The following is a 22,551-nucleotide window of genomic DNA, read 5'->3' on the forward strand; positions in this document are numbered from 1 at the left end:
CAGGGGCCGGGGCCCGTGCGGGCTTGGTGAGGGTATCCGGTGCGGTGGCGGGGCGGGACGCCGGGCGGCACCTCGCCGGTCAGTTCCAGCCCGAGTAGGGGCGGTAGCCGCCGCTTCCGGCGAGTTCCTCGCCCGCGCCCGCGAGGTCCTCGGGCAGCAGGCTCCACACGATGAAGTCGGAGCGCAGGTCGGTCCAGCCGCCGTCCTCGGTGCGGACGTGGACTATGCAGGCGTTGCGCAGCACGCCCTCGCTGATACAGCCGATCTTCTGGGCGACCTGCTGGGCGGCGGTGTTGTCGGCGGGGGTGCGCAGCTCGACGCGCTCGAACTTCTGCTGGCCGAACAGCCATTGAGCGGTGGCGAGGGCGGCCTCGGAGGCGTAGCCCTCGCCGCGGGCCCAGGGGGCGACGATGTAGGAGAGTTCGGTGGACCTGATCTGCCAGTCGGTCTTGGTGAGTTGGACGACGCCGACCAGGCGCTGGGTGAGGAACTCGGTGACGGCGAGGTCGACCCCGCGGCCCGCACGGCGGTGCGCGGGCGCGCGGTCGGTGACCCAGGTGCGGGCGGCGTCCTCGGTGACGGGCTGCGGGACGTCGGTCCAGGCGGCGACCTGTTCGTCGTTCATCATCTCGGTGAGCGCGGACACGTCGTCCTCGTCGAGGGGACGCAGCACCAACCGCTCCGTGCTGATGGAGATGTTGGGGAAGGTGCTCGTCATGCGCCGCTCCGTAACCTTCGGGAAATCCTTAGGGGACTGCGAACTGCCCAGCATGCAGCATGAAACCACCGGAACGCACGACGGGGTCCGCTCCCGGTGAAGGGAGCGGACCCCGTGCGCGGGCGCCGGGCCGCGCGGGCGGTGCGCGGCCCTGGTCGGGGCCGTGGGCGCGGTCAGAAGGAGGCGATGACCGAGCCCTGGTACTTGTCCTCGATGAACTTCTTGACCTCGGGCGAGGTGAGCAGTTCGGCGAGCTTCTTCACCCGCGGGTCCTTCTCGTTGCCCTTCTTGACGGCGAGGAAGTTGCCGTAGGGGCTGTCCTTGGCGGACTCCAGGACGAGGGCGTCCTTGGCGGGCTTGATGCCGGAGGAGATGGCGTAGTTGCCGTTGACCACCGCGGCGTCGACGTCGTCGAGGGAGCGCACGGTCTGGGCCGCCTCGACCTCCTTGAAGGTGAGCTTCTTGGGGTTCTCGGCGATGTCCTGCGGGGTCGCCTCGGAGCCGACGCCGTCCTTGAGGGTGATGAGTCCCTTGGAGGCGAGGAGCTTCAGCGAACGGGCCTCGTTGACGGTGTCGTTGGGGATGGCGACGGTCGCGCCGCTCTTGAGGGCGTCGACGCTCTTGACCTTGTGGGAGTAGAGGCCGAGCGGTTCCAGGTGCACCGTGACGACGGGCACGATGTGCGTGCCGCGCTTCTTGTTGAAGTCGTCGAGGTAGGGCTGGTTCTGGAAGTAGTTGGCGCCCACCGAGCCGTCCTCGGTCGCGGTGTTCGGCGTGATGTAGTCGGTGAACTCCTTGACCTCCAGGTCGAGTCCGGCCTTCTTCGCCAGGTGGTCCTTGACGTAGTCGAGGATCTCGGCGTGCGGGGTCGGGCTCGCGGCGACGATCAGCGGTCCGCTGTCGTCGGAGGCGGCGTCCTTGTCCGAGCCGCCGCAGGCGGAGAGCCCGAAGGTGAGGGCTCCGGCGGCGAGGACGACGGTGGTGATCTTGGCGGTGTTACGCACGAAAAGTGCCTTTCCTTCTGGGTGGGGCGCCCCGCGGCTGGTGGTGCGGGGAGTTCTGGGGGGTTGGGTCCGGCGCGGCTGCCGGGTCAGGCCGGCTCGGTCTCCGGCGCGGGGGACGTCTTCAGGAACCGCAGCCGCGGTCCCGGGCCCGATCGGCCGCCGCGGCGGTGCAGGGTGCGGGCGGCGAGGTCGCCCGCGAACTGGATGAGCGAGATGACCACGGCGAGGATCGCCACGGTGATCCACATCAGCTCGGTCTCGAAGCGCTGGTAGCCGTAGCGGATGGCGATGTCGCCGAGGCCGCCCGCGCCGACCGTGCCGGCCATCGCCGAGTAGCCGATGAGGGCGACGACGGTGGTCGTGGTGCTGGAGATGAGCGAGGGCAGCGACTCGGGGACGAGGACCTTGCGTACGATCGTCCAGGTGTTGCCGCCCATCGACTGCACGGCCTCGACGAGCCCGCCGTCCACCTCGCGGACGGCCGTCTCGACGAGCCGTGCGAAGAACGGGATGGCGCCGATCGCGAGCGGCACGATGGCGGCCTCGCGGCCGATGGTGGTGCCGGTGATCCAGCGGGTGAAGCCCATCAGGGCGACCATCAGGATGATGAACGGCATCGACCTGGCGATGTTCACGATCTGCCCGATCACCTTGTTGGCGACCACGTTCTGGAGCAGTTCGCCGCGGTCGGTGAGGACCAGCAGGACGCCGAGCGGGAGTCCGGCGACGACGGCGATGAGGGTGGACCAGCCGACCATGTAGAGGGTGTCCCAACACGCCTCGGTCAGCAGGGGCTGCATCTCGGACCAGGTCACTTGGCACCTTCCTTCACCGGCACGGGCTCCTGCCCGACGACGTCGATCTGGAGTCCCCGCTCGCGCAGGAAGCCGACCGGCACCACGTTGTCCTCGTAGCGGCCGGGCAGTTCGATGCGCATCCGGCCGATCTGGAGGCCGCCGACGGTGTCGATGGCCGCGCCCAGGATCGAGATGTCGATGTTGTAGGTGCGGGAGAGCTGGGAGATGACCGGCTGGGTGGCGGCCTCGCCCTGGAAGGTGACGTCGAGGACGGTGCGGTCGTCGCCGGTCGGCTCGCCGCCGACCGGGAAGAGCGCGGCGGCCAGCTCGGAGCCGGGGGTGGCGAGGAGTTCGCCGACGGTGCCGGACTCGACGATCCGCCCGTTCTCCATCAGGGCGGCGGAGTCGCAGACCGACTTCACGACGTCCATCTCGTGGGTGATGAGCAGGACGGTCAGGCCCAGCTGGCGGTTGAGGTCGCGCAGCAGCCGCAGGATGGAGCGGGTGGTCTCGGGGTCGAGGGCGCTGGTCGCCTCGTCGGAGAGCAGCACCTTGGGGTCGCCGGCCAGGGCGCGGGCGATGCCGACGCGCTGCTTCTGGCCGCCGGAGAGCTGCGCCGGGTAGGACTTCGCCTTGTCGGCGAGGCCGACCAGGTCGAGGAGTTCGAGGGCCTTGCGGGAGCGGTCCTTGCCGGCGTGGCCGAGGATCTCCAGCGGCAGCTCGACGTTGTCCTGGACGGTCCGCGAGGAGAGCAGGTTGAAGTGCTGGAAGACCATGCCGATGCGGCTGCGGGCCCGCCGCAGCTCGCGGCCGGCCCGCGGGCCGCGCCCGGCGAGGGCGGTGAGGTCGAGGCCGTCGACCGTCACGGTGCCCTCGGTGGGGCGCTCCAGCAGGTTGACGCAGCGGATGAGCGAGGACTTTCCGGCGCCGGACTGGCCGATCACGCCGAACACCTCGCCCTCGCGGACGTGGAGGTCGACGCCGTCGAGGGCGGTGACGTCTCGTCCGCGTGAGCGGTAGACCTTGGTCAGGCCCGTTGTGGTGATCACTGGGGTTTCCGTCACTGTCGAGGGGCGGGCGTGGGTGGGCCCGTTGCGGTCTCCCGTGCTCGACGCAGGTCGGGGCGCGGGGGCTTTCGGTCAGGGACGCGACACGGTTCTCGCGGTGGCGGTGGAACCGGGGGAGAACAGGTGCGCGCGGGCGGCTCGCGTCCGGCGGGGCCGCACGTCACGCCACGGCGTCTCGCTTCGGGGCGCGAGCTCGGGTGGTGCGGGGGCCCTCTAGAAGGCGCGCATTCGACCCGTACAACGAGCACCGGGCGTCAGGGTCGCCTCGGTCGCAAGGGTGCGGCTGCTCGTCGTGGTCATGCGGTCAGTAAACCAGACCGACGGTCCTGACAGCCCGCCGCTGTCCATATGCCGGACAGCGGCGGACAGGGGTCAGGGGCGGACGGAGATCTCCACTCCCCCGTCGGTGACCAGTGCGGACAAGGCCGACAGGTCGCGGACCACGAGGTCGGCTACGAGCTCGGCCGCGGTGTGGGTTGTGGTCAACGCCACGGTGGTCATCCCGGCGGCCCGGCCCGCGAGGAGCCCGGCGGGCGCGTCCTCGAAGACGACGCAGTCGGCCGGGTCGACGCCCAGGGCGCGGGCGGCGAGCAGATACGGCTCGGGGTCGGGCTTGCCGCGGCGGACGTCGTCGGCGGCGACCATCGTCTTGGGCAGGATGCCGACGGCGCCGAGCCTGGCCTCGGCCAGCCGCCGGGTGGCGGAGGTGACGACGGCCCAGCGGTCGGCGGGCAGCGAGCCGAGGAACTCCAGGGTGCCGGGCAGCAGCTCCACTCCCCCGCCCGGCACGTCGGCGACCTCCAGCTCCTCGATCCGCGCGACAGCAGCCGGGACGACGTCGGCGGGCAGCAGGTCGGCGGCTATCTCGGCGGCGGGCCTGCCGTGCAGTCCGACGCGGGCGAAGTCCTCCGCGGTGACGCCGTACTCCCCGGCCCAGCGGGTCCAGCAGCGGTCCACGGAGGCGAGGGAGGAGACGAGGGTGCCGTCGTTGTCGAACAGGAGTGCGTGTGCGCGGAGGGTCATGCCCTCGACCCTACGGGGCACGCCAGGGCCGACACCGTCGGGCCTTTCCGCCCGTAATAGGGTCGCGGCATGCTTGATGCCCTGACCGTGGTGACCGCCGTCACCGCGCTGCTGCTCGCCGTCTGGTGCGGCTGGGCCGCCTACCGCGACCAGCCCACGAAGGACTGGCACTTCATCGGGATGGCCGTGGTGTCGCTGCTCGCGACGGTCCAGCTGGTGGTCGGGGTGGTGCAGTTGGCGCGGGGCGAGAAGCCGGAGCAGGGCACGGCGATCTTCGTCGCGTATCTGCTGGGCGCCTTCGCGTGCGTCCCGGCGGCCGGTTTCATGTCGCTCGCCGAGCGCAGCCGGTGGGGTTCGGTGACGGCGGCGGCGGGCGGTGTGGTGCTCGCGGTGCTGGAAGTACGGCTGTACGACATCTGGGGAGGCTGAGATGACCGCCGTGGCGGAAGACAGGCGAAGGAGCCTCGTCACTGGCCCTGGCATGCTGCTCGTCTGGTTCTACGGGGTGATGGTGGTGGGCGCGCTGTCGCGCTCGGTGTACGAGATCGCCACCAAGTTCGACCACGCGCCGCTCGCCTACTCGCTGTCCGCGCTGGCCGGTGTGGTGTACGCGTTCATCGCGTACTCGCTGGTGCGCGGCGGTGAGCGGGCCCGCAGGGCGGCGCTGGTGTGCTGCGCCGCCGAGCTGGCGGGGGTGCTGGTCGTCGGCACCTGGACGCTGCTCGACCGGTCCGCGTTCCCGGAGTCGACCGTGTGGTCGGACTACGGGATGGGGTACGTGTTCATCCCGGTGCTGCTGCCGCTGTCGGCGCTGTACTGGCTGCGCAGGTCGGCCGCGGCGGACGTCCGGCGGGACTGAGCCCGCCCGGGTGCGCCGCGCGGGCCCCTCGGGTCGCGCGGCGCTCGGGCCGCGTCAGGCGGTGGCGGCGTAGGCGCCCGCGGCCTTCTCCAGGACGATCATCGGTACGCCGTCGGCGCCCTCGGCGGTGCCGACGGTCTCGTAGCCGACGCGGCGGTAGAGGCGGAGGTTGCCCTCGCTGCGGTGGCCGGTGTGCAGCCGGAAGCGGGTGGCGCCGCGCTCCCGCTCCAGGGCGGATTCGGCGGCCCGCAGCAGCCGGGCACCGATGCCGTGGCCCTGGAGGCGGGGGTGGACGCAGAGTTTGCCGATGGAGGCGGGGCCGTCCTCGTCGAGGTGGCCGCGGACCGAGCCGACGACCTCGTCGCCGAGCCTGGCCACGAAGACGCAGTCGGTGGCCACCTCGCGGCGGACCTCGTCCAGTGGTTGCACGAGCGGGTCGATGCGGTAGTTGCCGTACAGCGCGGCCTCGCGCTGGAAGCAGAGGTACTGGAGCCTGAAGATCTGCTCCACGTCCTGCTCGGTCGCCACCGAGATGGTCACGCTCATGCCCATGTGCGCACGCCTCCCGCTCACCTGATCGCCGGTTGTTCCCACTCCTATCCCCGCACCGGCCGGGCCGCAACCTCCGGATCCGGCTTTCCTCGCGGACAACCGCGGCATCGGGAACGTTCCGGGTCAGAGCCGCCCTGTGAGATGGCCGACTGCCGGGCTCCGGCGTCCCGTGGTACGCGTCCGGCCGCCCGGCGGTGGGCCGGGCGGCCGGTCGTCGGCGCTGACGGGCGGGGTGTCAGCCCTTGAGGAAGTCGGCGCGGGCGAGCACCCCGGTGTCGGCGTTGTCGGTGAAGACGCCGTCGATGCCGGTGGCGAAGTAGGCGTGGAAGGCGCCGAACGGGTCGCCGTAGCCGTCCGCGGCGGCGCCCTTGCGGTACTCCGTCGGCAGGAACGGGTTCTCGTTGCGCATCGTGTACGGGTGCAGGATCAGGCCGACCTTGTGGGCGTCCCTGACCAGGGTGCTGGGGGTGCCGAGGCTGCCGTCGGCCTTCCTCGGGATCACCAGGTCGAGGGTGGGGCCGATGCCCTGGGCGTATCCGGCGATCTCGCGCAGCCCGCCGGGGGTGATCAGGTCGTCGACGGTGCGCGGGTCACCGGTCTCGACGAAGTCCCAGGGGCGGGTGCCCGCGCCGGAGAGCAGGACCACCAGCGGGTTGTCGACCAGGGTGTTGAGGCGCTGGACGCCGGTGGGCTCGAACGACTGGAGGACGACCGGAGAGTTCCGCTTGTCCTTGCCGTGCTTGTGGAGGATTTTGGCGACCCGCTCCTCCAGGCCGAGGCCGAGCCCCCGGAAGTAGGTGGGGTGCTTGGTCTCGGGGTAGATCCACACCTGCCTGCCGCGCTTGCGGGTCTGCTCGTCCTGCCACTTCAGGACCTCTTCGAAGGTGGGGATCTCCCAGCGGCCGTCGTAGAGCCGGTTGTGCGGGCGGTTGGCCGGGATGCGTTCGGTCGCCCGCAGCGTCTTCAGTTCGGCGAGCGTGAAGTCCTCGGTGAACCAGCCGGTGGTGGGCACGCCGTCCAGCGTCTTGGTGGTCCTGCGGTCGGCGAACTCGGCGTGGTCGGCGACGTCGGTGGTGCCGCCGATCTCCGGTTCGTGACGGCACACCAGATGGCCGTCCCTGGTGGGCACCAGGTCGCCGGCCTCGACGATGTCGGCGCCCAGGTCGAGGGCGAGCTGGTAGGAGCCGAAGGTGTGCTCGGGGCGGTAGCCGCTGGCGCCCCGGTGGCCGATGATCGTCGGCCTGGGCAGGCCGGCGAGGCCGCCGCCGGGCCGCGGTCCCGCCGCCGCCGCGGTGCCGCCGAGCCCGAGGACCGCCCCGCCCGCGCCGAGGACCGCGGCGCCCAGCAGCGCCCGCCGTCCGGTCCCGCCCGTCCGCTCGTCCGACCCCTGCGTCGCCATCCCGCGCCTCCTGCCGTCGTCTTCACCGGTGCGCGCCGATCGTAGGGGCGCGCACATGACACGAGGGAGACCTCGGCGGGAACGCGCGGGTGGTTCGGGATGTCGGCTGGAAGCGGACCGCCGGTTCCCGCCGCGCCGCCCGGGGCTGGCGCGCGGACCGGGCGGCGCGGCGGGAACCGGCGCTGTGGGCACACCTGTTCACCCGTTCGCCGGAGGCGACCTCCGTCACATGCGGCGGGGCGCGCGAGGGCCGTGCCGCACGGTCGCGTCGCAGGTAAACCCGCGTCAACTTCACGTAAGACCTCGGTGAACCCGATGTGCGCGACCCGCTGATCCGCGAGTATCGTCCTCACCTGCACAGACTCATACTGCTTTCCTTGACTTTCGTTGACTTTCCTCGACACCGGAGGGCCCGTTGTCCCGCTTCGTGTTCATCAAGGCAGTGCTCGGACCGATCATGCGCCTGATGTTCCGCCCACAGGTGGAGGGCGCGGAGCGCATCCCGGGAGACGGCCCCGTCATCCTGGCGGGCAACCACCTCACGTTCATCGACTCGATGATCCTGCCGCTGGTCTGCGACCGTCAGGTCGTCTTCATCGGCAAGGACGAGTACGTCACCGGCAAGGGGTTCAAGGGCCGTCTGATGGCCTGGTTCTTCACCGGCGTCGGCATGGTCCCGGTGGACCGGGACGGCGCGGGCGGCGGGGTGGCCGCGCTGATGACCGGCCGGCGCATCCTCGAGGAGGGCCGGATGTTCGGCATCTACCCCGAGGGCACCCGCTCGCCCGACGGCCGGCTGTACCGGGGCCGCACCGGCATCGCGCGGCTGACGCTGATGACCGGGGCGCCGGTGGTGCCGTTCGCGATGATCGGCACCGACAAGCTCCAGCCCGGCGGCTCGGGCCTGCCCCGCCCCGGCCGGGTGACGGTGCGGTTCGGCGAGGCGATGGAGTTCTCCCGGTACGAGGGCATGGACCGGGACCGCTATGTGCTGCGGGCCGTGACGGACTCCGTGATGACCGAGGTCATGCGGCTCTCCGGCCAGGAATACGTGGACATGTACGCCACCAAGGCGAAAGCCGCTTAGGCTTCTCGAGCGGGTGCGGGCCGTGCGCGACCGACCGCGCGCGGCCCGCACCCGTGCTCACGCCTGCGGACGGTCGCCCTGGCCGCCGTCGAGGCGTTGGCCGCGCAGCATGAACCAGGCCGCGACCGCCGTCGCGAGCAGCACCACCGCGCCCGCGCCCGCCGCCAGGCTGAGGCCGTCCACGAAGGACTGCCGTGCCGACGTCAGCAGCGCCTCGGCCGGACCGGCGGGCAGCCCCGCCGCCGCCTCCACGGCACCGCCGAGCGACTCGTGCGCGCTCTCCGGTGTCCCGGCGGGCGACGGGAAGCCCCGGTAGACGCCCGTGACGATCGAGCCGAGGACGGCGATACCGAGCGCCGCGCCCAGTTCGTACGCGGTCTCCGAGACCGCCGAGGCCGATCCGGCCTCCTCGGTCGGGACGGTGGAGAGGATCACGTCGGCCGTCACCGTGAAGGAGAAGCCCGCGCCCACGCCGACGACCAACAGCGCGGCGCCCAGCACCGGATAGCCGGTCGACTGGTCCAGCGTCGTCAGGGCGCCCAGCGCGAGGCCGATCGCGGCGAGGCCGCCGACCACCACCGAGCGGACCGAGAAGCGCCGGGCCGCGCGCCCGGCGACCAGGCCGGCCACCACCGCGCCGACGGCGGCGGGCAGTTCGGCCAGGCCCGCCTCGAACGGGCGCCTGCCCTGGACGAGTTGCAGGTACTGGGAGAGGAAGAACACCAGTCCCGCCAGGCCGAAGATGGTCAGCAGGTCGGCGAGGACCGCGCCGCTGAAGCCGCGGTTGCGGAACAGCCGCATGTCCAGCAGCGGTGTCGGCAGGGTGAGTTGGCGGCGGACGAACCAGTAGAGGGCCGCCGCGCCCAGCACGCCGATCGCGAGCGTGGCCCAGGCGAAGCCGTGGGTGGCGGCCTCCTTGACCGCGTAGACGACGGCGATCATGCCGACCAGCGAGAGGGCGACGCTGGCCAGGTCCCAGGGGCCCGGATTGGCGTTCTTCGACTCGGGCAGCAGCTTGACGCCGACCACGACCAGGACCGCCATCACCGGCAGGTTGATCAGGAAGACCGAGCCCCACCAGAAGTGTTCGAGCAGGAATCCGCCGACGATCGGGCCGACGGCGGTGCCGGCCGACGCGGCGGCGCCCCAGATGCCGATGGCGAGGCTGCGCTCGCGCGGGTCGTGGAAGAGGTTGCGGATCAGGGCGAGGGTGGCCGGCATCAGCGTCGCGCCCGCGACACCGAGCAGGGCGCGCGCCAGGATCAGCATCTCGGGCGTCGCCGCGTAGGCGTTGAGGACGGAGAGCCCGCCGAACGCGGTGGCGCCGATGAGCAGGATCCGCTTGCGGCCGATGCGGTCGCCGAGGCTGCCCATGGAGACCAGCAGTCCGGCGATGACGAACGAGTAGACGTCGCCGATCCACAGGAGCTGGGTGCCGGTGGGTTCGAGGTCCTCGCTGATGTAGGGGGTGGCGAGGCCGAGGACGGTCGCGTCGACGGCCACCAGCAGCACGGCGAGCACGAGGACGGACAGCGCGAGCCACCGGCCCGGACGCGGTGCCGCCTCGGTCGTGGCGGGCCGCAGGGTGCTGGTCATGATTCCTCTCCCGGTGAGGCGGAGTGCCTCAGTGCGCCGCCGAGCAGCAGCTCGACGGTCATGTGCGTGAAGTCCTTGGGGGCCACCCGGCCCTCGGTCACCGCCCAGGCGCAGGCGGCGAGCAGGCCGTACAGCGCCTCGGTGAGCCAGGCGGGGGTGAGGTCGATGCGGAACGCGCCGGCTTCCTGGCCGCGCCGGAACAGGGCGGCGATCCGGTCGTCGATGCGGGCCCAGCCGTCGTTGCGCTCGTCGCCCTCGAAGAGTTGGTTCTCGGTGTAGAGGAAGGCGATGAGCCCCGCGGCGGGTTCGATCTCGCGCACCAGGCGGCGGACGGCGTCGGCGGCCGGGCCGTCGTCGAGGCGGGCCGCGTCGAGGGCGGCCTCGCACTCGTCGATGCCGAGCGACTCGAGGGCCCTGACGAGCGCGTCGCGGCCGGCGAACTGGCGGTGCAGGGTGGCGCGGCTGATCCCCGCGGCCCTGGCGACCTCGTCCATCGTGGCGGTGGATTTGCGGGTCAGCAGGGCGGCGGCGGTGCGCAGGACGTGGTCACGGTCGACAGCCATGAGACGAGGGTAGCCCACGTGAGACACGAATGTCTCATCGTGGGCATGTACGCCTCATGTCCGGGAGGTGGAGCGGGGTGCGGTCAGTGCCAGGGCAGGGCGGAGCGCCGCTCCCAGTAGGCGCGCGGGTCCTCGACCAGGGCCGCGAGCCGGGCGAGGTGGTCCTCGTCGAGGTAGACGGCGGCGGCGTGCAGGTTGGAGGCGAGCTGCGGGCTGGTGGCGGCGCCTGACAGCACGACCCCGGCCCACGGCTGCTGGAGGACCAGCGCGAGGGCCACCGCGTCACAGCCGTACGACGTCTCCTCGGCGACCGCCTTCAGCGCGTCGGGCGCCTGCTCCCCCGCGAGCCTGCCGTTGGCCATGCCCTCCTTGACGATGACCGTGAGTCCGGCGTCGTGGGCCTCCGCGAGCGCGGGCCCCGCCGAGGTCTCCAGGGCGTTGTACGTCGACTGGACGGTACGGAAGAGGGGCTCGCCGTCGACCGTCACGGCGAGGGCCGCGCGGATCGCGTCGGCCTGCGCGGGGCCGCTGGTGGAGAAGCCGACGGTGACGCCGCGGGCGGCGGCCTCGGCCAGCCCGGCGTGGAGTTCCTTGTCGGTGAGGGCCGGGCTGTCCGGGGTCACCGAGTGGATCTGGTAGAGGTCGAGGCGGTCGCCGAGGAGCGCCTCCGTCTCGGCGCGCTGCCGCTCGTAGGTCTGCGCGCTGTGGTCCTTGACCTCGTGCCGCTCCGCGTCGGTGGTCCAGTTCGCGGTGTAGGTGTAGCCCCACTTGCTGCCGACGACGACGTCGTCGGCCTCGGGGCGGTCGGTCAGCCAGTCGGCGAGGAACTCCTCGGAGCGGCCGTAGGAGCGGGCCACGTCGAAGTAGCGCACGCCCTGGGCGTAGGCGGCGTCGAGGAGTTCATGGGTGCGGGCGCGCAGCGCGGCGACGCTGCGGTCGGCCGGCAGGTCCCGGTCCCTGCCGAGGTTGATGTAGCCGGGGCGGCCGACGGCGGCGAGACCCAGTCCGATGTGGCAGGTGGGGGTGGTGGCTGACGCCAGTCGGGCGAAGGGCATCACGGGCTCCCGTCGGTCGGCTCCTTGCGGCTGCTCGACCAACCTACCCGCGATGCCCGGTCCCTCACTTCTTGGCTTCGGCCCACCGGTGCTGCACTGCCAGATCGGCCTTGACCTCGGCCAACTGCACGGCGACCGCGCTCGGGGCGGTGCCGCCGCGGCCGTCGCGGGAGGCGAGGGCGCCCGGGACGTCGAGGACGGTGCGGACCTCGGGGGTGAGGTGGGCGCTGATCTTCGCGAACTGCTCGTCGGTCAGCTCGTCCAGCTCCTTGCCCTCGGCCTCGGCGGCCTTGACGCACTCGCCCGCCACCTCGTGCGCCGTCCGGAACGGGACGCCCTGCTTGACCAGCCACTCCGCGATGTCGGTGGCGAGCGAGAAACCGGCGGGGGCCAGTTCCTCCATCCGCGCGCGGTTGACGGTGAGGGTGGCCATCATGCCGGTGAAGGCGGGCAGCAGGACCTCCAGCTGGTCGCAGGAGTCGAAGACCGGCTCCTTGTCCTCCTGGAGGTCACGGTTGTAGGCGAGCGGCAGGGCCTTGAGGGTGGCCATGAGGCCGGTGAGGTTGCCGATCAGACGGCCCGACTTGCCGCGGGCCAGCTCGGCGATGTCGGGGTTCTTCTTCTGCGGCATGATCGACGAGCCGGTGGAGAAGGCGTCGTGCAGGGTCACGAAGGAGAACTCCTTCGTGTTCCAGATGATGACCTCCTCGGCGATCCGGGAGAGGTTCACCCCGATCATCGCGGTGACGAAGGCGAACTCCGCCACGAAGTCGCGGGAGGCGGTGCCGTCGATGGAGTTGCCGACGCTGCCGTGCTCGAAGCCGAGGTCACGGGCGACCGCCTCCGGGTCGAGGCCGAGCGAGGAGCCCGCGAGCGCGCCCGACCCGTAGGGCGAGACGGCGGTCCGCTCGTCCCACTGGCGCAGCCGCTCGGCGTCCCGGGACAGCGACTGGACGTGCGCCAGCACATGGTGGGCGAACAGCACCGGCTGGGCGTGCTGGAGGTGGGTGCGGCCGGGCATCGCCACGTCCGGGTGGGCCTCGGCGAGACCGACCAGCGCGTCCTGGAGGTCGGCGATCAGGGCGCCGATGATCCGGGCGTGGTCGCGCAGGTACATCCGGAAGAGGGTGGCGACCTGGTCGTTGCGGGACCGGCCGGCCCGCAGCTTGCCGCCCAGGTCGGCGCCGAGGCGCTCCAGCAGGCCGCGCTCCAGGGCGGTGTGCACGTCCTCGTCGGCGATGGTGCCGGTGAACGAGCCGTCGGCGACGTCCGCCTCCAGGCGGTCGAGTCCGGCGATCATGCGGGTCAGCTCGTCCTCGGTGAGCAGCCCGGCCGTGTGCAGCACGCGCGCGTGGGCGCGGGAGCCGGCGATGTCGTAGGGGGCGAGCCGCCAGTCGAAGTGGACGGACGCGGACAGCTTGGCCAGGGCCTCGGCGGGACCGTCGGCGAAACGGCCGCCCCAGAGCCGAACGTCTCCGCTGTTGCTGCTCACTCGCGTTGCTCCTCACACCGACCCGACACACTGACCCGACTACTCTGCATGAGTATGCAGAGGTTCGCATGATTCGTCAATCTGGCCCGCGGGCGCGGAGAGTGCGGAGAGTTCCGCGCGGAGTCTGAACAAACGAAACCGCTTTCCCGTACTCACCCCCGAACGCAGGCGCCGCGTCCGCACACCCACTCCTTGACCCAAGTGAGGCATCCCCATGTCCAGGGCCCTTCCGAAGTACAACAAGCGTCGCGTCGCCGTCATCGGCGGTGCCGCCGCCGTCGTCCTCTCCGGAGCGGTGATCGCGGGCAGCGCACTCGCCGGGGAGAGTTCCAGGAACGACAGCACGGCCGCCCGCACCCTGGCCGCCTCCCCCGGCACCATCAGCTGCCCGGACGTCGCCTCCCGGCTCCCGGCGGTCCCCGCCTCCGCGCAGGCCGAGATCGACCGCAACCTCACGCTGCTCCAGACCCAGATCGACGAGGCCAACAAGCGGCTCGTCGACACCGTCGGACAGGGCGGACCCAACTTCGTCAACAACGCGATCCTCGGTCCCTTGAAGGACAAGCGGGTGGCCACCGTCAACCGGATGGCCACCGCCATCGGCCGCACCGCCGCCAAGCCCACCGGCCTCGACGCGCTCGCGCCGTGCACTCTCAACGCGGGCGGCACCGGCGCGGACACGGGGGCGGGCGACGGAACGGGAACCGGAGCGGGCGGCGACGGCGCCACGGCCGCGCCCAGCGCGCCGGCCTCGACCCCGGCCGACACCGGCGCGGGCGGTGACACCGGCACCGGGAACACCGGCGCGGGCGCCATCAGCTGCCCGGACGTCGCCTCCCGGCTCCCGGCGGTCCCCGCCTCCGCGCAGGCCGAGGTCGACCGCAACCTCACGCTGCTCCAGACCCAGATCGGGGAAGCGAACAAGCGGCTCGTCGACACGGTCGGACAGGGCGGACCCAACTTCGTCAACAACGCGATCCTGGGCCCGCTGAAGGACAAGCGCGCCTCGACCATCGACCGCATCGCCATCTCCATCGGCCGCACCGCCGCCAAGCCGACCGGCCTCGACGCGCTGGCCGCCTGCACGCTCACCCAGTGACGTGACAGACGCTGTGGCCGCCCCGCTCCACACCGGTCGGGGCGGCCACGGCGGGGGCGGGCGCGTGAACGGAGAGGCCGGGGCGTGACCGGAGAGGCCGGGCGGCCATGGAGAGGCCGTCGCGTGACCGGAGCGCCGTCGCGAACGGAGGGCCGTCGCGTGAACGGAGAACGTGGCTGTCCGCCTGGGCGGCCCGCGAGTGGGCCGTCCGCCTGGACGGCCCACTCGCGCTGCCGGGGGCGGCCGTCGCGCCTACCGTCGAAGCCATGCGCCCCGTCGTCGCCGTCGTCCTCGCCGCCGCGTCCCTCCTCACGCTCGGCGCCCTGCCCGCCGCCGACACCGAGCTGCCCGAGCGGCTGGCCGACACCGGGGGCGGCAGCCAGCTGATCACCGCCGTGGCCGCCGACACCGACGCCACCACCGGCACCCTCACCTGGTGGGACCTGCGCGCCGGGCGCTGGACGCGGGCGGGCTCGGCGCCCGCCCGCTTCGGAGCGGGCGGACTCGTCGAGGGCACCGCCCGCGAGCAGGGCACGAGCACCACCCCGACCGGCCTCTACGACCTGCCGTTCGCCTTCGGCGTCGAGGCGCCACCGGCCGGCACCCGCTACACGTACCTTCCGGTCGGCGAGAGTTCCTGGTGGTGCCAGGACAACGCCTCGCGCTCCTACAACCGTTGGACCGACCCGCGTCCCGCCGACTGCCGGGCCGCCGAGTCCGAGCGGCTCGCCGCGTTCCCGACCCAGTACGCCCACGCGCTCGTCGTCGGCTTCAACTACGACCGGCCCGTGCGCGGACGCGGCGCCGGGATCTTCCTCCACGTCAACGGGCGGGCGGCGACGGCCGGTTGCGTGTCGGTGCCGAACGACGCGATGCGCGAGGTGCTGCGCTGGGCCGACCCCGCGCGGGCGCCGCACATCGCCATCGGCACCACCGGCGGACCCACCGCGATCACCGGCTACTGAGCGGACCGCGCGGGCCGCTCGCCGGCGCCCGCCCGTCGTCCTCACGGACTCGGCGCCCGGCTGAACGCACCCGCGCCCCGGCACGTACTCCAGGGCCAAGGGACCACGCCAACCCCCTTGCGCCCGTTCCCGGAGGAATCGTGACCACCACGCTCGCAGGCGGCCGGGCCGCCCGCCGCCAGACGATGCGCCGCATCCGCCCGCGCCGCTCCCCGGCGACCGTCCTGCTGCTCGTCGTCTGGGCGGGCGCGGCCGGTGTGCTGGGGCTGTGGTGGCACACCACCCCGTCGATAGCCGACGACAGCGGCAGGATCCTCAACGCGGGCCGGATCACCGGTCTGCTGGCCGGGTACCTGATGGCGCTCGTCGTGCTCCAGATGGCCCGGGTGCCCGCCCTCGAACGCCGGGTGGGCTCCGACCGGGTGGCCCGCTGGCACGCGATGTCGGGCCGCTACACGATCTGCCTGGTGATCGCGCACGTCTTCCTCACCATGTGGGGGTACGCGCTGCAGGCGGGCAAGTCGGTCTCGGACGTCGTCCAGCAGACCGTCGACAGCGTCGACCAGCTCCCCGACATGGGCAAGGCGGCCATCGGCACCGGCCTGCTGTTCCTCATCGCGCTGATCTCGATCGGCGGGGTCAGGAAGCGCATCCCGTACGACGCCTGGTACCACGTCCACCTGCTCACCTACGCGGCGGTGTTCCTGACGTTCTGGCACCAGATCTCCACCGGCAACGACTTCGCCGTCGAACCCGCCGCCAAGACGTTCTGGTACGGGCTGTACGGCGTGGTCACCGCGCTGGTCCTCTGGTACCGGATCCTCACGCCGATCCGGCTGAACCTGCGGCACCGGATGCGGGTCGAGGCCGTGATCGAGGAGACGCCCGGCATCGTGTCGGTGCTCATCGGCGGCCGGAAACTGCACCGGATGGGCGCGCAGGCCGGACAGTTCTTCCGCTGGCGGTTCCTCGCGCCCGGCATGCGGTTCAGCTCCCACCCGTACTCGCTGTCGGCGGCGCCGAGGCCCGGCATGCTGCGGATCACCGTGAAGGCGATCGGCGACCACAGCGCGCGCCTGCGTGAGCTGACGCCCGGCACCCGGGTGTGGGCCGAGGGCCCGTACGGCGCGATGACCGCGCAGCGGCGCAGCCGCGGCAAGGTGCTGCTGGTCGCGGGCGGGGTCGGCATCACGCCGATGCGGGCGCTGTTCGAGACGCTGCCGGGCGCGGCGGGCGACATCACGCTCCTGTACCGGGCCAACACCACCCAGGACCTGGCCCTCTGGGACGAGCTTGCGGTGATCGCCGAGGACCGCGGCGCCCGGCTGATGTACGCCGTGAACAGTCCGGACGGTGAGCGCCCGGACATCTCGGCCGACCGGCTGCGGCAGAAGCTGCCGGACATCGAGCAGCACGACGTGTTCATGTGCGGGCCCGCCGGGTTCGCGCAGTCCGTGTACGAAGCACTGCGCGGCGCGGGAGTGCCCGCCCGCCGCATCCATCACGAGTCGTTCGAGATGTGAGCGACGGGACCCCAGGAGCTCGAAACCGATGAGGAAGAGTCACCCCGTCAGGCGTGTCGTGCTGGCCACCGCTGCCACCGTCTCCGCCGTGGTTCTGCTGCTGTCGCTGAAGCCGTCGTCCGATCCGGGCGGCGCTCAGGCGGCGGGCGCGGTGCCGCAGCAGACCGCGGCGGCGCAGGAGTCGCCGCAGGGCGGAGCCGCCGCGGCCGGCCGGAGCACGGTCACCGGGGACGCGGCCCAGACCCAGTACGGGCCCGTCCAGGTCCGTCTGACGGTCAGCGGCGGGAAGATCACCAAGGCCGAGGCGGTCCAGGCACCGAGCGGCGGCACCAGCAGCCAGAAGACCGAACTCGCCGTCCCCCGGCTCAACCAGTCCGCCGTCACCCGGGGCAGCGCCGACATCGACTCCGTCTCCGGAGCCACCTACACCAGCACCGGCTACAAGCAGTCCCTCCAGTCGGCGATCGACAAGATGAAGGCGGCGCGGGGCTCGGACGCGGGCGCGTCCCAGGGGTCGGGCGACAGCGGCTCGGGCGCCGCCCAGGCGAAGACGGTGACCGGGGCGGCGGCGCAGACCCAGTACGGTCCCGTGCAGGTCAGGATCACGGTGAGCGGCGGGAAGATCACCAAGGCCGAGGCGGTCCAGGCACCGAGCGGCGGCACCAGCAGCCAGAAGACCGAACTCGCCGTCCCCCGGCTCAACCAGTCCGCCGTCACCCGGGGCAGCGCCGACATCGACTCCGTCTCCGGAGCCACCTACACCAGCACCGGCTACAAGCAGTCCCTCCAGTCGGCGCTGGACCAGGCCGGTGGCTGAGACGACGGCCGAGCCGGCTGAGACACCCGCCGCGGTACGGCACGCGGAGGAGGTCATGGGGACCGTGTTCTCCTTCGACGTCCGGGGCGGGGAGCCCGGTGCGGTGCGTGCGGCGCTGGAGGCGGCGGTCGCCGCGCTGCACCGGGCGGACGTTATGTTCAGCACCTACCGCGACGACAGTCAGCTCTCGCGCCTCGCGCGCGGTGAGCTGACGCTCCCCGAGTGCGATCCCGAGGTCGCCGAGGTGCTGGAGCTGGGCGCGGCGGCCGAGCGGGTGAGCGAGGGCTGGTTCAGCACGTCGTACCGTGGCTCGCTCGATCCCACGGGCATCGTCAAGGGCTGGGCGGCCGAGCGGGCGGCGCGGCTGCTGCGGGCGGCGGGCGCGACCGGCGTGAACGTCAACGGCGGCGGCGACGTCCAGCTGCTCGGCACGCCGGGGACGGGCCGCCCGTGGCGGGTCGGCGTCTCCGACCCGCTGCGCCCCGGGGGCCTGGCGGCGGTGATCTCGGCGGCCGGCGCGGACGAGCTGTCGGTCGCGACGTCCGGCACGGCGGAGCGCGGCGACCACATCGTGGACCCGCGCACCGGCCGCCCCGCGGTCACCGACCTGGTGGCGGTGACGGTGGTGGCCCCCAGCCTGACCTGGGCGGACTGCTGGGCGACGGCGGCCTTCGCGATGGGCTCCCGAGCGAGCCTGACCTGGCTGGAGTCCCTCCCGAACGTGGAGGCCCTCCTGATCACGACAGCCGACGAGATCCACTGCACAGAGGGCCTGCCCCACCACCTGACCTGAGCCCCCTCAACCTCTCAACACGGAGAGCCCCACCGGCCAAGGGGCGCGGGGAACTGCGCGACAAGCCCCCACAGCGCGGCACCCGAACAGGAATCCCGACCGCCCCTCACAAACACCGGGAGCCCACCCGCCCAAGGGGCGCGAGGAACTGCGCGACAAGCCCCCACGGCGCGGCACCCGGCACACCCCAGCAACCACCCCCCACCCCAGCCGCCCCAAGAACGGCCGCGCCCCTCAGTGGGTGTTCGCCGCCAACCGCAGCATGTGCTCCGCGAGCGCCTGCCCCCCGGTAGCCTCCCGGCTGATCAGCATCAGCGTGTCGTCGCCCGCGATCGTCCCGAGGATGTCGTGCAGCTCCGCCTGGTCGATGGCGGAGGCGAGGAACTGCGCGGCCCCCGGCGGCGTCCGCAGCACGACGAGGTTGGCGGACGCCTCCGCGGAGATGAGCAGTTCCTGCGACAGCCGTCGCATCCGCTCCTCCTTGGCCGACTCCCCCAGCGGCGCCCGCGGCGTGCGGAACCCGCCCTCGCTGGGCACCGCGTAGATGAGGTCGCCGTCGGTGTTGCGGATCTTCACCGCGTTCAGTTCGTCGAGGTCGCGGGAGAGCGTGGCCTGGGTGACGCTCAGTCCGTCGTCGGCCAGCAGCTTCGCCAACTGGCTCTGCGAGCGCACCGGTTGCCGGTTGAGGATGTCCACGATCCGCCGGTGCCTCGCGGTGCGGGTCTGCGGCACGGCGTGCCCCGCGTGCTGTGCGTCGTCCTGCGCCTGGCTCATCGTCGTCCCATTCTCCGGCTCATTCGTCCGCGTCCGCTGTGTCGAGGATGCCGGGCAGCGCCCGGAGAAACGCCTCCACCTCGTCGTCGCCGAGGTTCAGCGGGGGCATCAGCCGGACGACGTCGGGGGCGGGCGCGTTCACCAGGAATCCGACCTCCTGAGCCGCCTGTTGCACCTGGGGCGCGTGGGGCTCGGTGAGCACGATACCCAGCAGCAGGCCCGCGCCCCTGACATGAGCGACCTTCGGGTGGCCGAGGCCCTCGATCCCGTCCCGCAGGGCGCCGCTCTGCCGCTTGACGTTCTCGAGCAGTCCGTCGTTCGCGATGGTGTCGAGGACGGCGAGTCCGGCGGCGCAGGCGACCGGGTTGCCGCCGAAGGTGGTGCCGTGCTGGCCGGGTTCGAGCAGGTCGGCGGCGCGCCCGAAGGCGACGGTGGCGCCCAGCGGCAGCCCGCCGCCGAGGCCCTTGGCGAGGGTGACGACATCGGGCAGGACGCCCTCGTGGGCCTGGTACTCGAACCAGTGCCCGGTGCGGCCGACGCCGGTCTGGACCTCGTCGAGGACGAGGAGGGACCCGGTGGCGGCGGTGATCGCGCGGGCCGCCTTGAGGTAGCCGGGCGGCGGGACGACGACGCCGTTCTCGCCCTGGACGGGCTCGATGACGACGAGCGCGGTCTCCTCGGTCACGGCGGCGGCCAGCGCCTGCGCGTCGCCGTACGGGACGTGCGTGACGTCGCCGGGCAGCGGCAGGAACGGCTGCTGCTTGGCGGGCTGTCCGGTGAGCGCGAGGGCGCCCATGGTGCGGCCGTGGAAGCCGCCGTGGGTGGCGACCATGTGGCTGCGCCCGGTGCGCCGGCCGATCTTGAAGGCGCCTTCGTTGGCCTCGCCGCCCGAGTTGCAGAAGTAGACCTTGCCGTCCCGGCCGAAGAGTTCCAGGAGCCGTTCGGCGAGGGCGACGGGCGGTTCGGCGATGAAGAGGTTGGAGACATGGCCGAGGGAGGCGATCTGCCGGGTGACGGCCTCGACGATCGCCGGGTGGGCGTGGCCGAGGGCGTTGACGGCGATTCCGCCGACGAAGTCGAGGTACTCCTTGCCGTCGGCGTCCCAGAGCCGTGTGCCGGCGCCGCGGACCAGGGGCAGCCGGGGGGTGCCGTAGTTGTTCATGAGCGCGCCCTGCCACCGCTGGGTCAGCTCGGCGTTGCCGGTGGTACCGGTCGTGCTGCTCGTGCCCGTCATGCTGGTCGTGCTGGTCATCGGTGCGCCCCCTGCGAATCGTCGGGCACGACCATCGTGCCGATGCCCTCATCCGTGAAGATCTCCAGCAGGATCGAGTGCTGGACCCGGCCGTCGATGACCCGGGCGGTGGTGACGCCGTTGCGCACGGCGTGCAGGCAGCCCTCCATCTTCGGCACCATGCCGGACGACAACTCCGGCAGCAGCCGCTCCAGTTGGGACGCGGTGAGGCGGCTGATCACCTCGTCGGAGTGCGGCCAGTCCTCGTAGAGGCCCTCGACGTCGGTGAGGACCATGAGGGTCTCGGCGCCCAGTGCCGCAGCGAGTGCCGCAGCCGCCGTATCAGCATTGACGTTGTAGACATGTCCGTCGTCCTGACTGCGGGCGATGGAGGAGATGACGGGGATGCGGCCGTCGGCGAGCAGGGCCTCGATCGCGCCCGTGTCGATCGCGGTGATCTCGCCGACCCGCCCGATGTCGACCGACTCGCCGTCGATCAGGGGCCGGTGTTTGACGGCGCTGATGGTGTGCGCGTCCTCGCCGGTCAACCCGACGGCCAGCGGGCCGTGTTGGTTGAGCAGGCCGACGAGTTCGCGCTGCACCTGGCCCGCGAGGACCATCCGGACGACGTCCATCGCGTCCTCCGTGGTGACCCGCAGCCCGGCCTTGAACTCGCTGACGATGCCGTGCCGTTCGAGGGCGGCGCTGATCTGCGGGCCGCCGCCGTGCACGACGACGGGCTTGAGCCCGGCCTGCCGCAGGAAGACCACGTCCTGGGCGAAGGCGGCCTTCAACTCCTCATCGACCATGGCGTTCCCGCCGAACTTGATGACGACGACACGGCCGTTGTGCCGGGTCAGCCAGGGCAGCGCCTCGATGAGGATCTGCGCCTTCGGCAGCGCGGTGTGCTTACGGGTGCTCATGACGAGTACGCGCTGTTCTCGTGGACGTAGTCGGCGGTGAGGTCGTTGGTCCAGATGGTGGCCGTCTCGGTGCCGGCCGCGAGGTCGGCGACGATGTGCACCTCGCGGTAGCGCATGTCGACCTTGTCGCGGTCCTCGCCGACGCCGCCGTTCTTGCAGACCCAGACGCCGTTGATGGCGACGTTCAGACGGTCCGGTTCGAAGGCGGCGCGGGTGGTGCCGATGGCGGACAGGACCCGGCCCCAGTTGGGGTCCTCGCCGTGCAGGGCGCACTTGAGGAGGTTGTTGCGGGCGATGGAGCGGCCCACCTCGACGGCGTCGTCCTCGGTCGCGGCGCCCACCACCTCGATCCTGATGTCCTTGCTCGCGCCCTCGGCGTCCCGGATGAGCTGCTGCCCGAGGTCGTCGCAGACGGCGCGCACGGCGTCGGCGAACTCCGCCTCGGCCGGGGTGGTGCCGGAGGAGCCGGAGGCGAGCAGCAGCACGGTGTCGTTGGTGGACATGCAGCCGTCGGAGTCGACGCGGTCGAAGGTGACCTTGGTGGCGGCCCGCAGCGCGCGGTCGAGCGCCTCGCCGTCCACGACGGCGTCGGTGGTGAGGACGACCAGCATGGTGGCGAGGCCGGGGGCGAGCATGCCCGCGCCCTTGGCCATGCCGCCGACGGTCCAGCCGTCCCGGGTGACGACGGACGTCTTGTGGACGGTGTCAGTGGTCTTGATGGCGATGGCGGCCTTCTCGCCGCCGTGCTCGGAGAGCGCTCCCGCGGCCGTCTCGACGCCCGGCAGGAGCTTGTCCATCGGCAGCAGCACACCGATCAGGCCGGTGGAGCAGACGGCGATCTCGATGGCGCCGCGCCCGAGGACCTCGCCGGCCCGCTCGGCGGTGGCGTGGGTGTCCTGGAAGCCCTTGGGACCCGTACAGGCGTTGGCGCCACCGGAGTTGAGGACGACCGCGGAGACCTGGCCGCTGCCGATGACCTGCTCGGACCAGAGCACCGGGGCGGCCTTCACGCGGTTGGAGGTGAAGACGCCCGCGGCGGCGCGGCGCGGGCCGTCGTTGACCACGAGGGCCAGGTCAGGGTTGCCGTTCTGCTTGATCCCGGCGGCGATCCCCGCCGCCCGGAAGCCCTTGGCTGCCGTCACGCTCACTGCGTCTCCTCGTTCGCTTCGTGGCCCGCGGGGCGCGGTGCCGCGGCCGTCGTCGGCTGCGGCCGG

The 22,551-nt window shown here is 72.2% G+C and carries 23 protein-coding genes; 8 read left to right on the forward strand and 15 right to left on the reverse strand.

What is annotated here, in order from left to right:
• Positions 1-79 precede the first annotated feature (79 nt).
• The 5 genes from DDJ31_RS07215 to DDJ31_RS07235 form a co-directional block, all read right to left on the reverse strand.
• Positions 80-718 (reverse strand): GNAT family N-acetyltransferase, encoded by a 639-nt coding sequence (locus DDJ31_RS07215; protein WP_127181124.1) that lies wholly within the window; start codon positions 716-718, stop codon positions 80-82.
• A 173-nt stretch (positions 719-891) separates the two neighbouring features.
• On the reverse strand, positions 892-1,722 hold the full coding sequence (locus DDJ31_RS07220) for a MetQ/NlpA family ABC transporter substrate-binding protein (RefSeq protein ID WP_127181123.1): 831 nt from the start codon (positions 1,720-1,722) through the stop codon (positions 892-894).
• An 86-nt stretch (positions 1,723-1,808) separates the two neighbouring features.
• Positions 1,809-2,537, reverse strand: a complete 729-nt coding sequence (locus DDJ31_RS07225) for a methionine ABC transporter permease (RefSeq protein ID WP_127181122.1) — start codon at positions 2,535-2,537, stop codon at positions 1,809-1,811.
• A complete protein-coding gene (locus DDJ31_RS07230; protein WP_164785026.1) occupies positions 2,534-3,568 on the reverse strand; it encodes a methionine ABC transporter ATP-binding protein in 1,035 nt (344 codons plus the stop codon). Before DDJ31_RS07230 ends, DDJ31_RS07225 begins: the two co-directional genes overlap by 4 nt.
• Positions 3,569-3,958: 390 nt before the next feature.
• Positions 3,959-4,609 carry an HAD-IA family hydrolase gene (locus DDJ31_RS07235; protein WP_127181120.1) on the reverse strand — a complete coding sequence of 217 codons (651 nt, stop codon included), beginning with the start codon at positions 4,607-4,609 and terminating at the stop codon, positions 3,959-3,961.
• Between the two features lie 69 nt (positions 4,610-4,678).
• Here DDJ31_RS07235 and DDJ31_RS07240 point away from each other — a divergent pair, with 69 nt between their 5' ends.
• Both DDJ31_RS07240 and DDJ31_RS07245 read left to right on the forward strand, forming a co-directional pair.
• Complete coding sequence (locus DDJ31_RS07240; RefSeq protein WP_127181119.1) at positions 4,679-5,038, forward strand: hypothetical protein; 360 nt, start codon at positions 4,679-4,681, stop codon at positions 5,036-5,038.
• Between the two features lies 1 nt (position 5,039).
• Complete coding sequence (locus DDJ31_RS07245; protein ID WP_127181118.1) at positions 5,040-5,468, forward strand: hypothetical protein; 429 nt, start codon at positions 5,040-5,042, stop codon at positions 5,466-5,468.
• Positions 5,469-5,522: 54 nt separating this feature from the next.
• On the opposite strand, the gene DDJ31_RS07250 is transcribed toward DDJ31_RS07245, so the two are convergent.
• Both DDJ31_RS07250 and DDJ31_RS07255 read right to left on the reverse strand, forming a co-directional pair.
• Complete coding sequence (locus DDJ31_RS07250) at positions 5,523-6,020, reverse strand: GNAT family N-acetyltransferase (RefSeq protein ID WP_127181117.1); 498 nt, start codon at positions 6,018-6,020, stop codon at positions 5,523-5,525.
• A gap of 235 nt (positions 6,021-6,255) precedes the next feature.
• Positions 6,256-7,419: a glycerophosphodiester phosphodiesterase gene (locus tag DDJ31_RS07255; protein ID WP_127181116.1), complete on the reverse strand. Its 1,164-nt coding sequence runs from the start codon at positions 7,417-7,419 to the stop codon at positions 6,256-6,258.
• A gap of 415 nt (positions 7,420-7,834) precedes the next feature.
• On the opposite strand from DDJ31_RS07255, the gene DDJ31_RS07260 reads away from it, so the two are divergent.
• Positions 7,835-8,506 carry a lysophospholipid acyltransferase family protein gene (locus DDJ31_RS07260; RefSeq protein WP_127181115.1) on the forward strand — a complete coding sequence of 224 codons (672 nt, stop codon included), beginning with the start codon at positions 7,835-7,837 and terminating at the stop codon, positions 8,504-8,506.
• Between the two features lie 57 nt (positions 8,507-8,563).
• On the opposite strand, the gene DDJ31_RS07265 is transcribed toward DDJ31_RS07260, so the two are convergent.
• From DDJ31_RS07265 to argH, 4 genes are all read right to left on the reverse strand, one after another.
• Complete coding sequence (locus DDJ31_RS07265) at positions 8,564-10,102, reverse strand: MFS transporter (protein ID WP_127181114.1); 1,539 nt, start codon at positions 10,100-10,102, stop codon at positions 8,564-8,566.
• Positions 10,099-10,665, reverse strand: a complete 567-nt coding sequence (locus DDJ31_RS07270; RefSeq protein ID WP_164785025.1) for a TetR/AcrR family transcriptional regulator — start codon at positions 10,663-10,665, stop codon at positions 10,099-10,101. Before DDJ31_RS07270 ends, DDJ31_RS07265 begins: the two co-directional genes overlap by 4 nt.
• An 83-nt stretch (positions 10,666-10,748) precedes the next feature.
• Positions 10,749-11,720 carry an aldo/keto reductase gene (locus DDJ31_RS07275; protein ID WP_127181112.1) on the reverse strand — a complete coding sequence of 324 codons (972 nt, stop codon included), beginning with the start codon at positions 11,718-11,720 and terminating at the stop codon, positions 10,749-10,751.
• A 64-nt stretch (positions 11,721-11,784) separates the two neighbouring features.
• Positions 11,785-13,212, reverse strand: a complete 1,428-nt coding sequence (argH, locus tag DDJ31_RS07280; RefSeq protein WP_127181111.1) for an argininosuccinate lyase — start codon at positions 13,210-13,212, stop codon at positions 11,785-11,787.
• A 214-nt stretch (positions 13,213-13,426) separates the two neighbouring features.
• Between argH and DDJ31_RS07285 the strand changes: the two genes are divergently transcribed.
• From DDJ31_RS07285 to DDJ31_RS07305, 5 genes are all read left to right on the forward strand, one after another.
• Positions 13,427-14,311 carry a hypothetical protein gene (locus DDJ31_RS07285; RefSeq protein ID WP_127181110.1) on the forward strand — a complete coding sequence of 295 codons (885 nt, stop codon included), beginning with the start codon at positions 13,427-13,429 and terminating at the stop codon, positions 14,309-14,311.
• Between the two features lie 266 nt (positions 14,312-14,577).
• A complete protein-coding gene (locus tag DDJ31_RS07290) occupies positions 14,578-15,276 on the forward strand; it encodes a L,D-transpeptidase family protein (RefSeq protein WP_127181109.1) in 699 nt (232 codons plus the stop codon).
• 140 nt (positions 15,277-15,416) lie between these two features.
• Entirely contained in the window at positions 15,417-16,799 is a 1,383-nt protein-coding gene (locus tag DDJ31_RS07295; protein ID WP_164785024.1) for a ferredoxin reductase family protein, read from the forward strand.
• A 28-nt stretch (positions 16,800-16,827) separates the two neighbouring features.
• The gene (locus DDJ31_RS07300; protein ID WP_127181108.1) at positions 16,828-17,616 is read left to right on the forward strand and encodes an FMN-binding protein; all 789 of its coding nucleotides are present in this window, start codon (positions 16,828-16,830) and stop codon (positions 17,614-17,616) included.
• 55 nt (positions 17,617-17,671) lie between these two features.
• Positions 17,672-18,409, forward strand: coding sequence for an FAD:protein FMN transferase (locus tag DDJ31_RS07305; protein WP_127182913.1), 738 nt, complete (start codon positions 17,672-17,674; stop codon positions 18,407-18,409).
• A gap of 234 nt (positions 18,410-18,643) precedes the next feature.
• Here the strand turns inward: DDJ31_RS07305 and DDJ31_RS07310 are convergent, their stop codons facing one another.
• Genes DDJ31_RS07310 through argJ form a run of 4 tightly spaced genes read right to left on the reverse strand, consistent with a single transcriptional unit; the run spans position 18,644 to position 22,485 of the window.
• Positions 18,644-19,183, reverse strand: a complete 540-nt coding sequence (locus DDJ31_RS07310) for an arginine repressor (protein ID WP_127181107.1) — start codon at positions 19,181-19,183, stop codon at positions 18,644-18,646.
• A 19-nt stretch (positions 19,184-19,202) separates the two neighbouring features.
• Positions 19,203-20,435, reverse strand: coding sequence for an acetylornithine transaminase (locus tag DDJ31_RS07315; RefSeq protein WP_171480782.1), 1,233 nt, complete (start codon positions 20,433-20,435; stop codon positions 19,203-19,205).
• Positions 20,432-21,337: an acetylglutamate kinase gene (gene argB, locus DDJ31_RS07320; protein ID WP_127181106.1), complete on the reverse strand. Its 906-nt coding sequence runs from the start codon at positions 21,335-21,337 to the stop codon at positions 20,432-20,434. The genes DDJ31_RS07315 and argB overlap by 4 nt, the downstream gene beginning before the upstream one ends.
• Positions 21,334-22,485 (reverse strand): bifunctional glutamate N-acetyltransferase/amino-acid acetyltransferase ArgJ, encoded by a 1,152-nt coding sequence (gene argJ, locus DDJ31_RS07325; RefSeq protein WP_127181105.1) that lies wholly within the window; start codon positions 22,483-22,485, stop codon positions 21,334-21,336. The genes argB and argJ overlap by 4 nt, the downstream gene beginning before the upstream one ends.
• Positions 22,486-22,551: the final 66 nt, after the last annotated feature.

Origin of the sequence: Streptomyces griseoviridis, from assembly GCF_005222485.1 — a bacterium.
Classification (GTDB): domain Bacteria; phylum Actinomycetota; class Actinomycetes; order Streptomycetales; family Streptomycetaceae; genus Streptomyces; species Streptomyces hintoniae.

Excerpts from the sequence above, each read along its gene's own strand:
- DDJ31_RS07215 (WP_127181124.1), bottom strand. The coding sequence starts at position 718 with ATGACGAGCACCTTCCCCAACATCTCCATCAGCACGGAGCGGTTGGTG.
- DDJ31_RS07235 (WP_127181120.1), bottom strand. The coding sequence starts at position 4,609 with ATGACCCTCCGCGCACACGCACTCCTGTTCGACAACGACGGCACCCTC.
- DDJ31_RS07240 (WP_127181119.1), top strand. The coding sequence starts at position 4,679 with ATGCTTGATGCCCTGACCGTGGTGACCGCCGTCACCGCGCTGCTGCTC.
- DDJ31_RS07245 (WP_127181118.1), top strand. The coding sequence starts at position 5,040 with ATGACCGCCGTGGCGGAAGACAGGCGAAGGAGCCTCGTCACTGGCCCT.
- DDJ31_RS07250 (WP_127181117.1), bottom strand. The coding sequence starts at position 6,020 with ATGGGCATGAGCGTGACCATCTCGGTGGCGACCGAGCAGGACGTGGAG.
- DDJ31_RS07255 (WP_127181116.1), bottom strand. The coding sequence starts at position 7,419 with ATGGCGACGCAGGGGTCGGACGAGCGGACGGGCGGGACCGGACGGCGG.
- DDJ31_RS07265 (WP_127181114.1), bottom strand. The coding sequence starts at position 10,102 with ATGACCAGCACCCTGCGGCCCGCCACGACCGAGGCGGCACCGCGTCCG.
- DDJ31_RS07270 (WP_164785025.1), bottom strand. The coding sequence starts at position 10,665 with ATGGCTGTCGACCGTGACCACGTCCTGCGCACCGCCGCCGCCCTGCTG.
- DDJ31_RS07275 (WP_127181112.1), bottom strand. The coding sequence starts at position 11,720 with ATGCCCTTCGCCCGACTGGCGTCAGCCACCACCCCCACCTGCCACATC.
- DDJ31_RS07285 (WP_127181110.1), top strand. The coding sequence starts at position 13,427 with ATGTCCAGGGCCCTTCCGAAGTACAACAAGCGTCGCGTCGCCGTCATC.
- DDJ31_RS07290 (WP_127181109.1), top strand. The coding sequence starts at position 14,578 with ATGCGCCCCGTCGTCGCCGTCGTCCTCGCCGCCGCGTCCCTCCTCACG.
- DDJ31_RS07300 (WP_127181108.1), top strand. The coding sequence starts at position 16,828 with ATGAGGAAGAGTCACCCCGTCAGGCGTGTCGTGCTGGCCACCGCTGCC.
- DDJ31_RS07305 (WP_127182913.1), top strand. The coding sequence starts at position 17,672 with ATGGGGACCGTGTTCTCCTTCGACGTCCGGGGCGGGGAGCCCGGTGCG.
- DDJ31_RS07310 (WP_127181107.1), bottom strand. The coding sequence starts at position 19,183 with ATGAGCCAGGCGCAGGACGACGCACAGCACGCGGGGCACGCCGTGCCG.
- DDJ31_RS07315 (WP_171480782.1), bottom strand. The coding sequence starts at position 20,435 with ATGACCAGCACGACCAGCATGACGGGCACGAGCAGCACGACCGGTACC.
- argB (WP_127181106.1), bottom strand. The coding sequence starts at position 21,337 with ATGAGCACCCGTAAGCACACCGCGCTGCCGAAGGCGCAGATCCTCATC.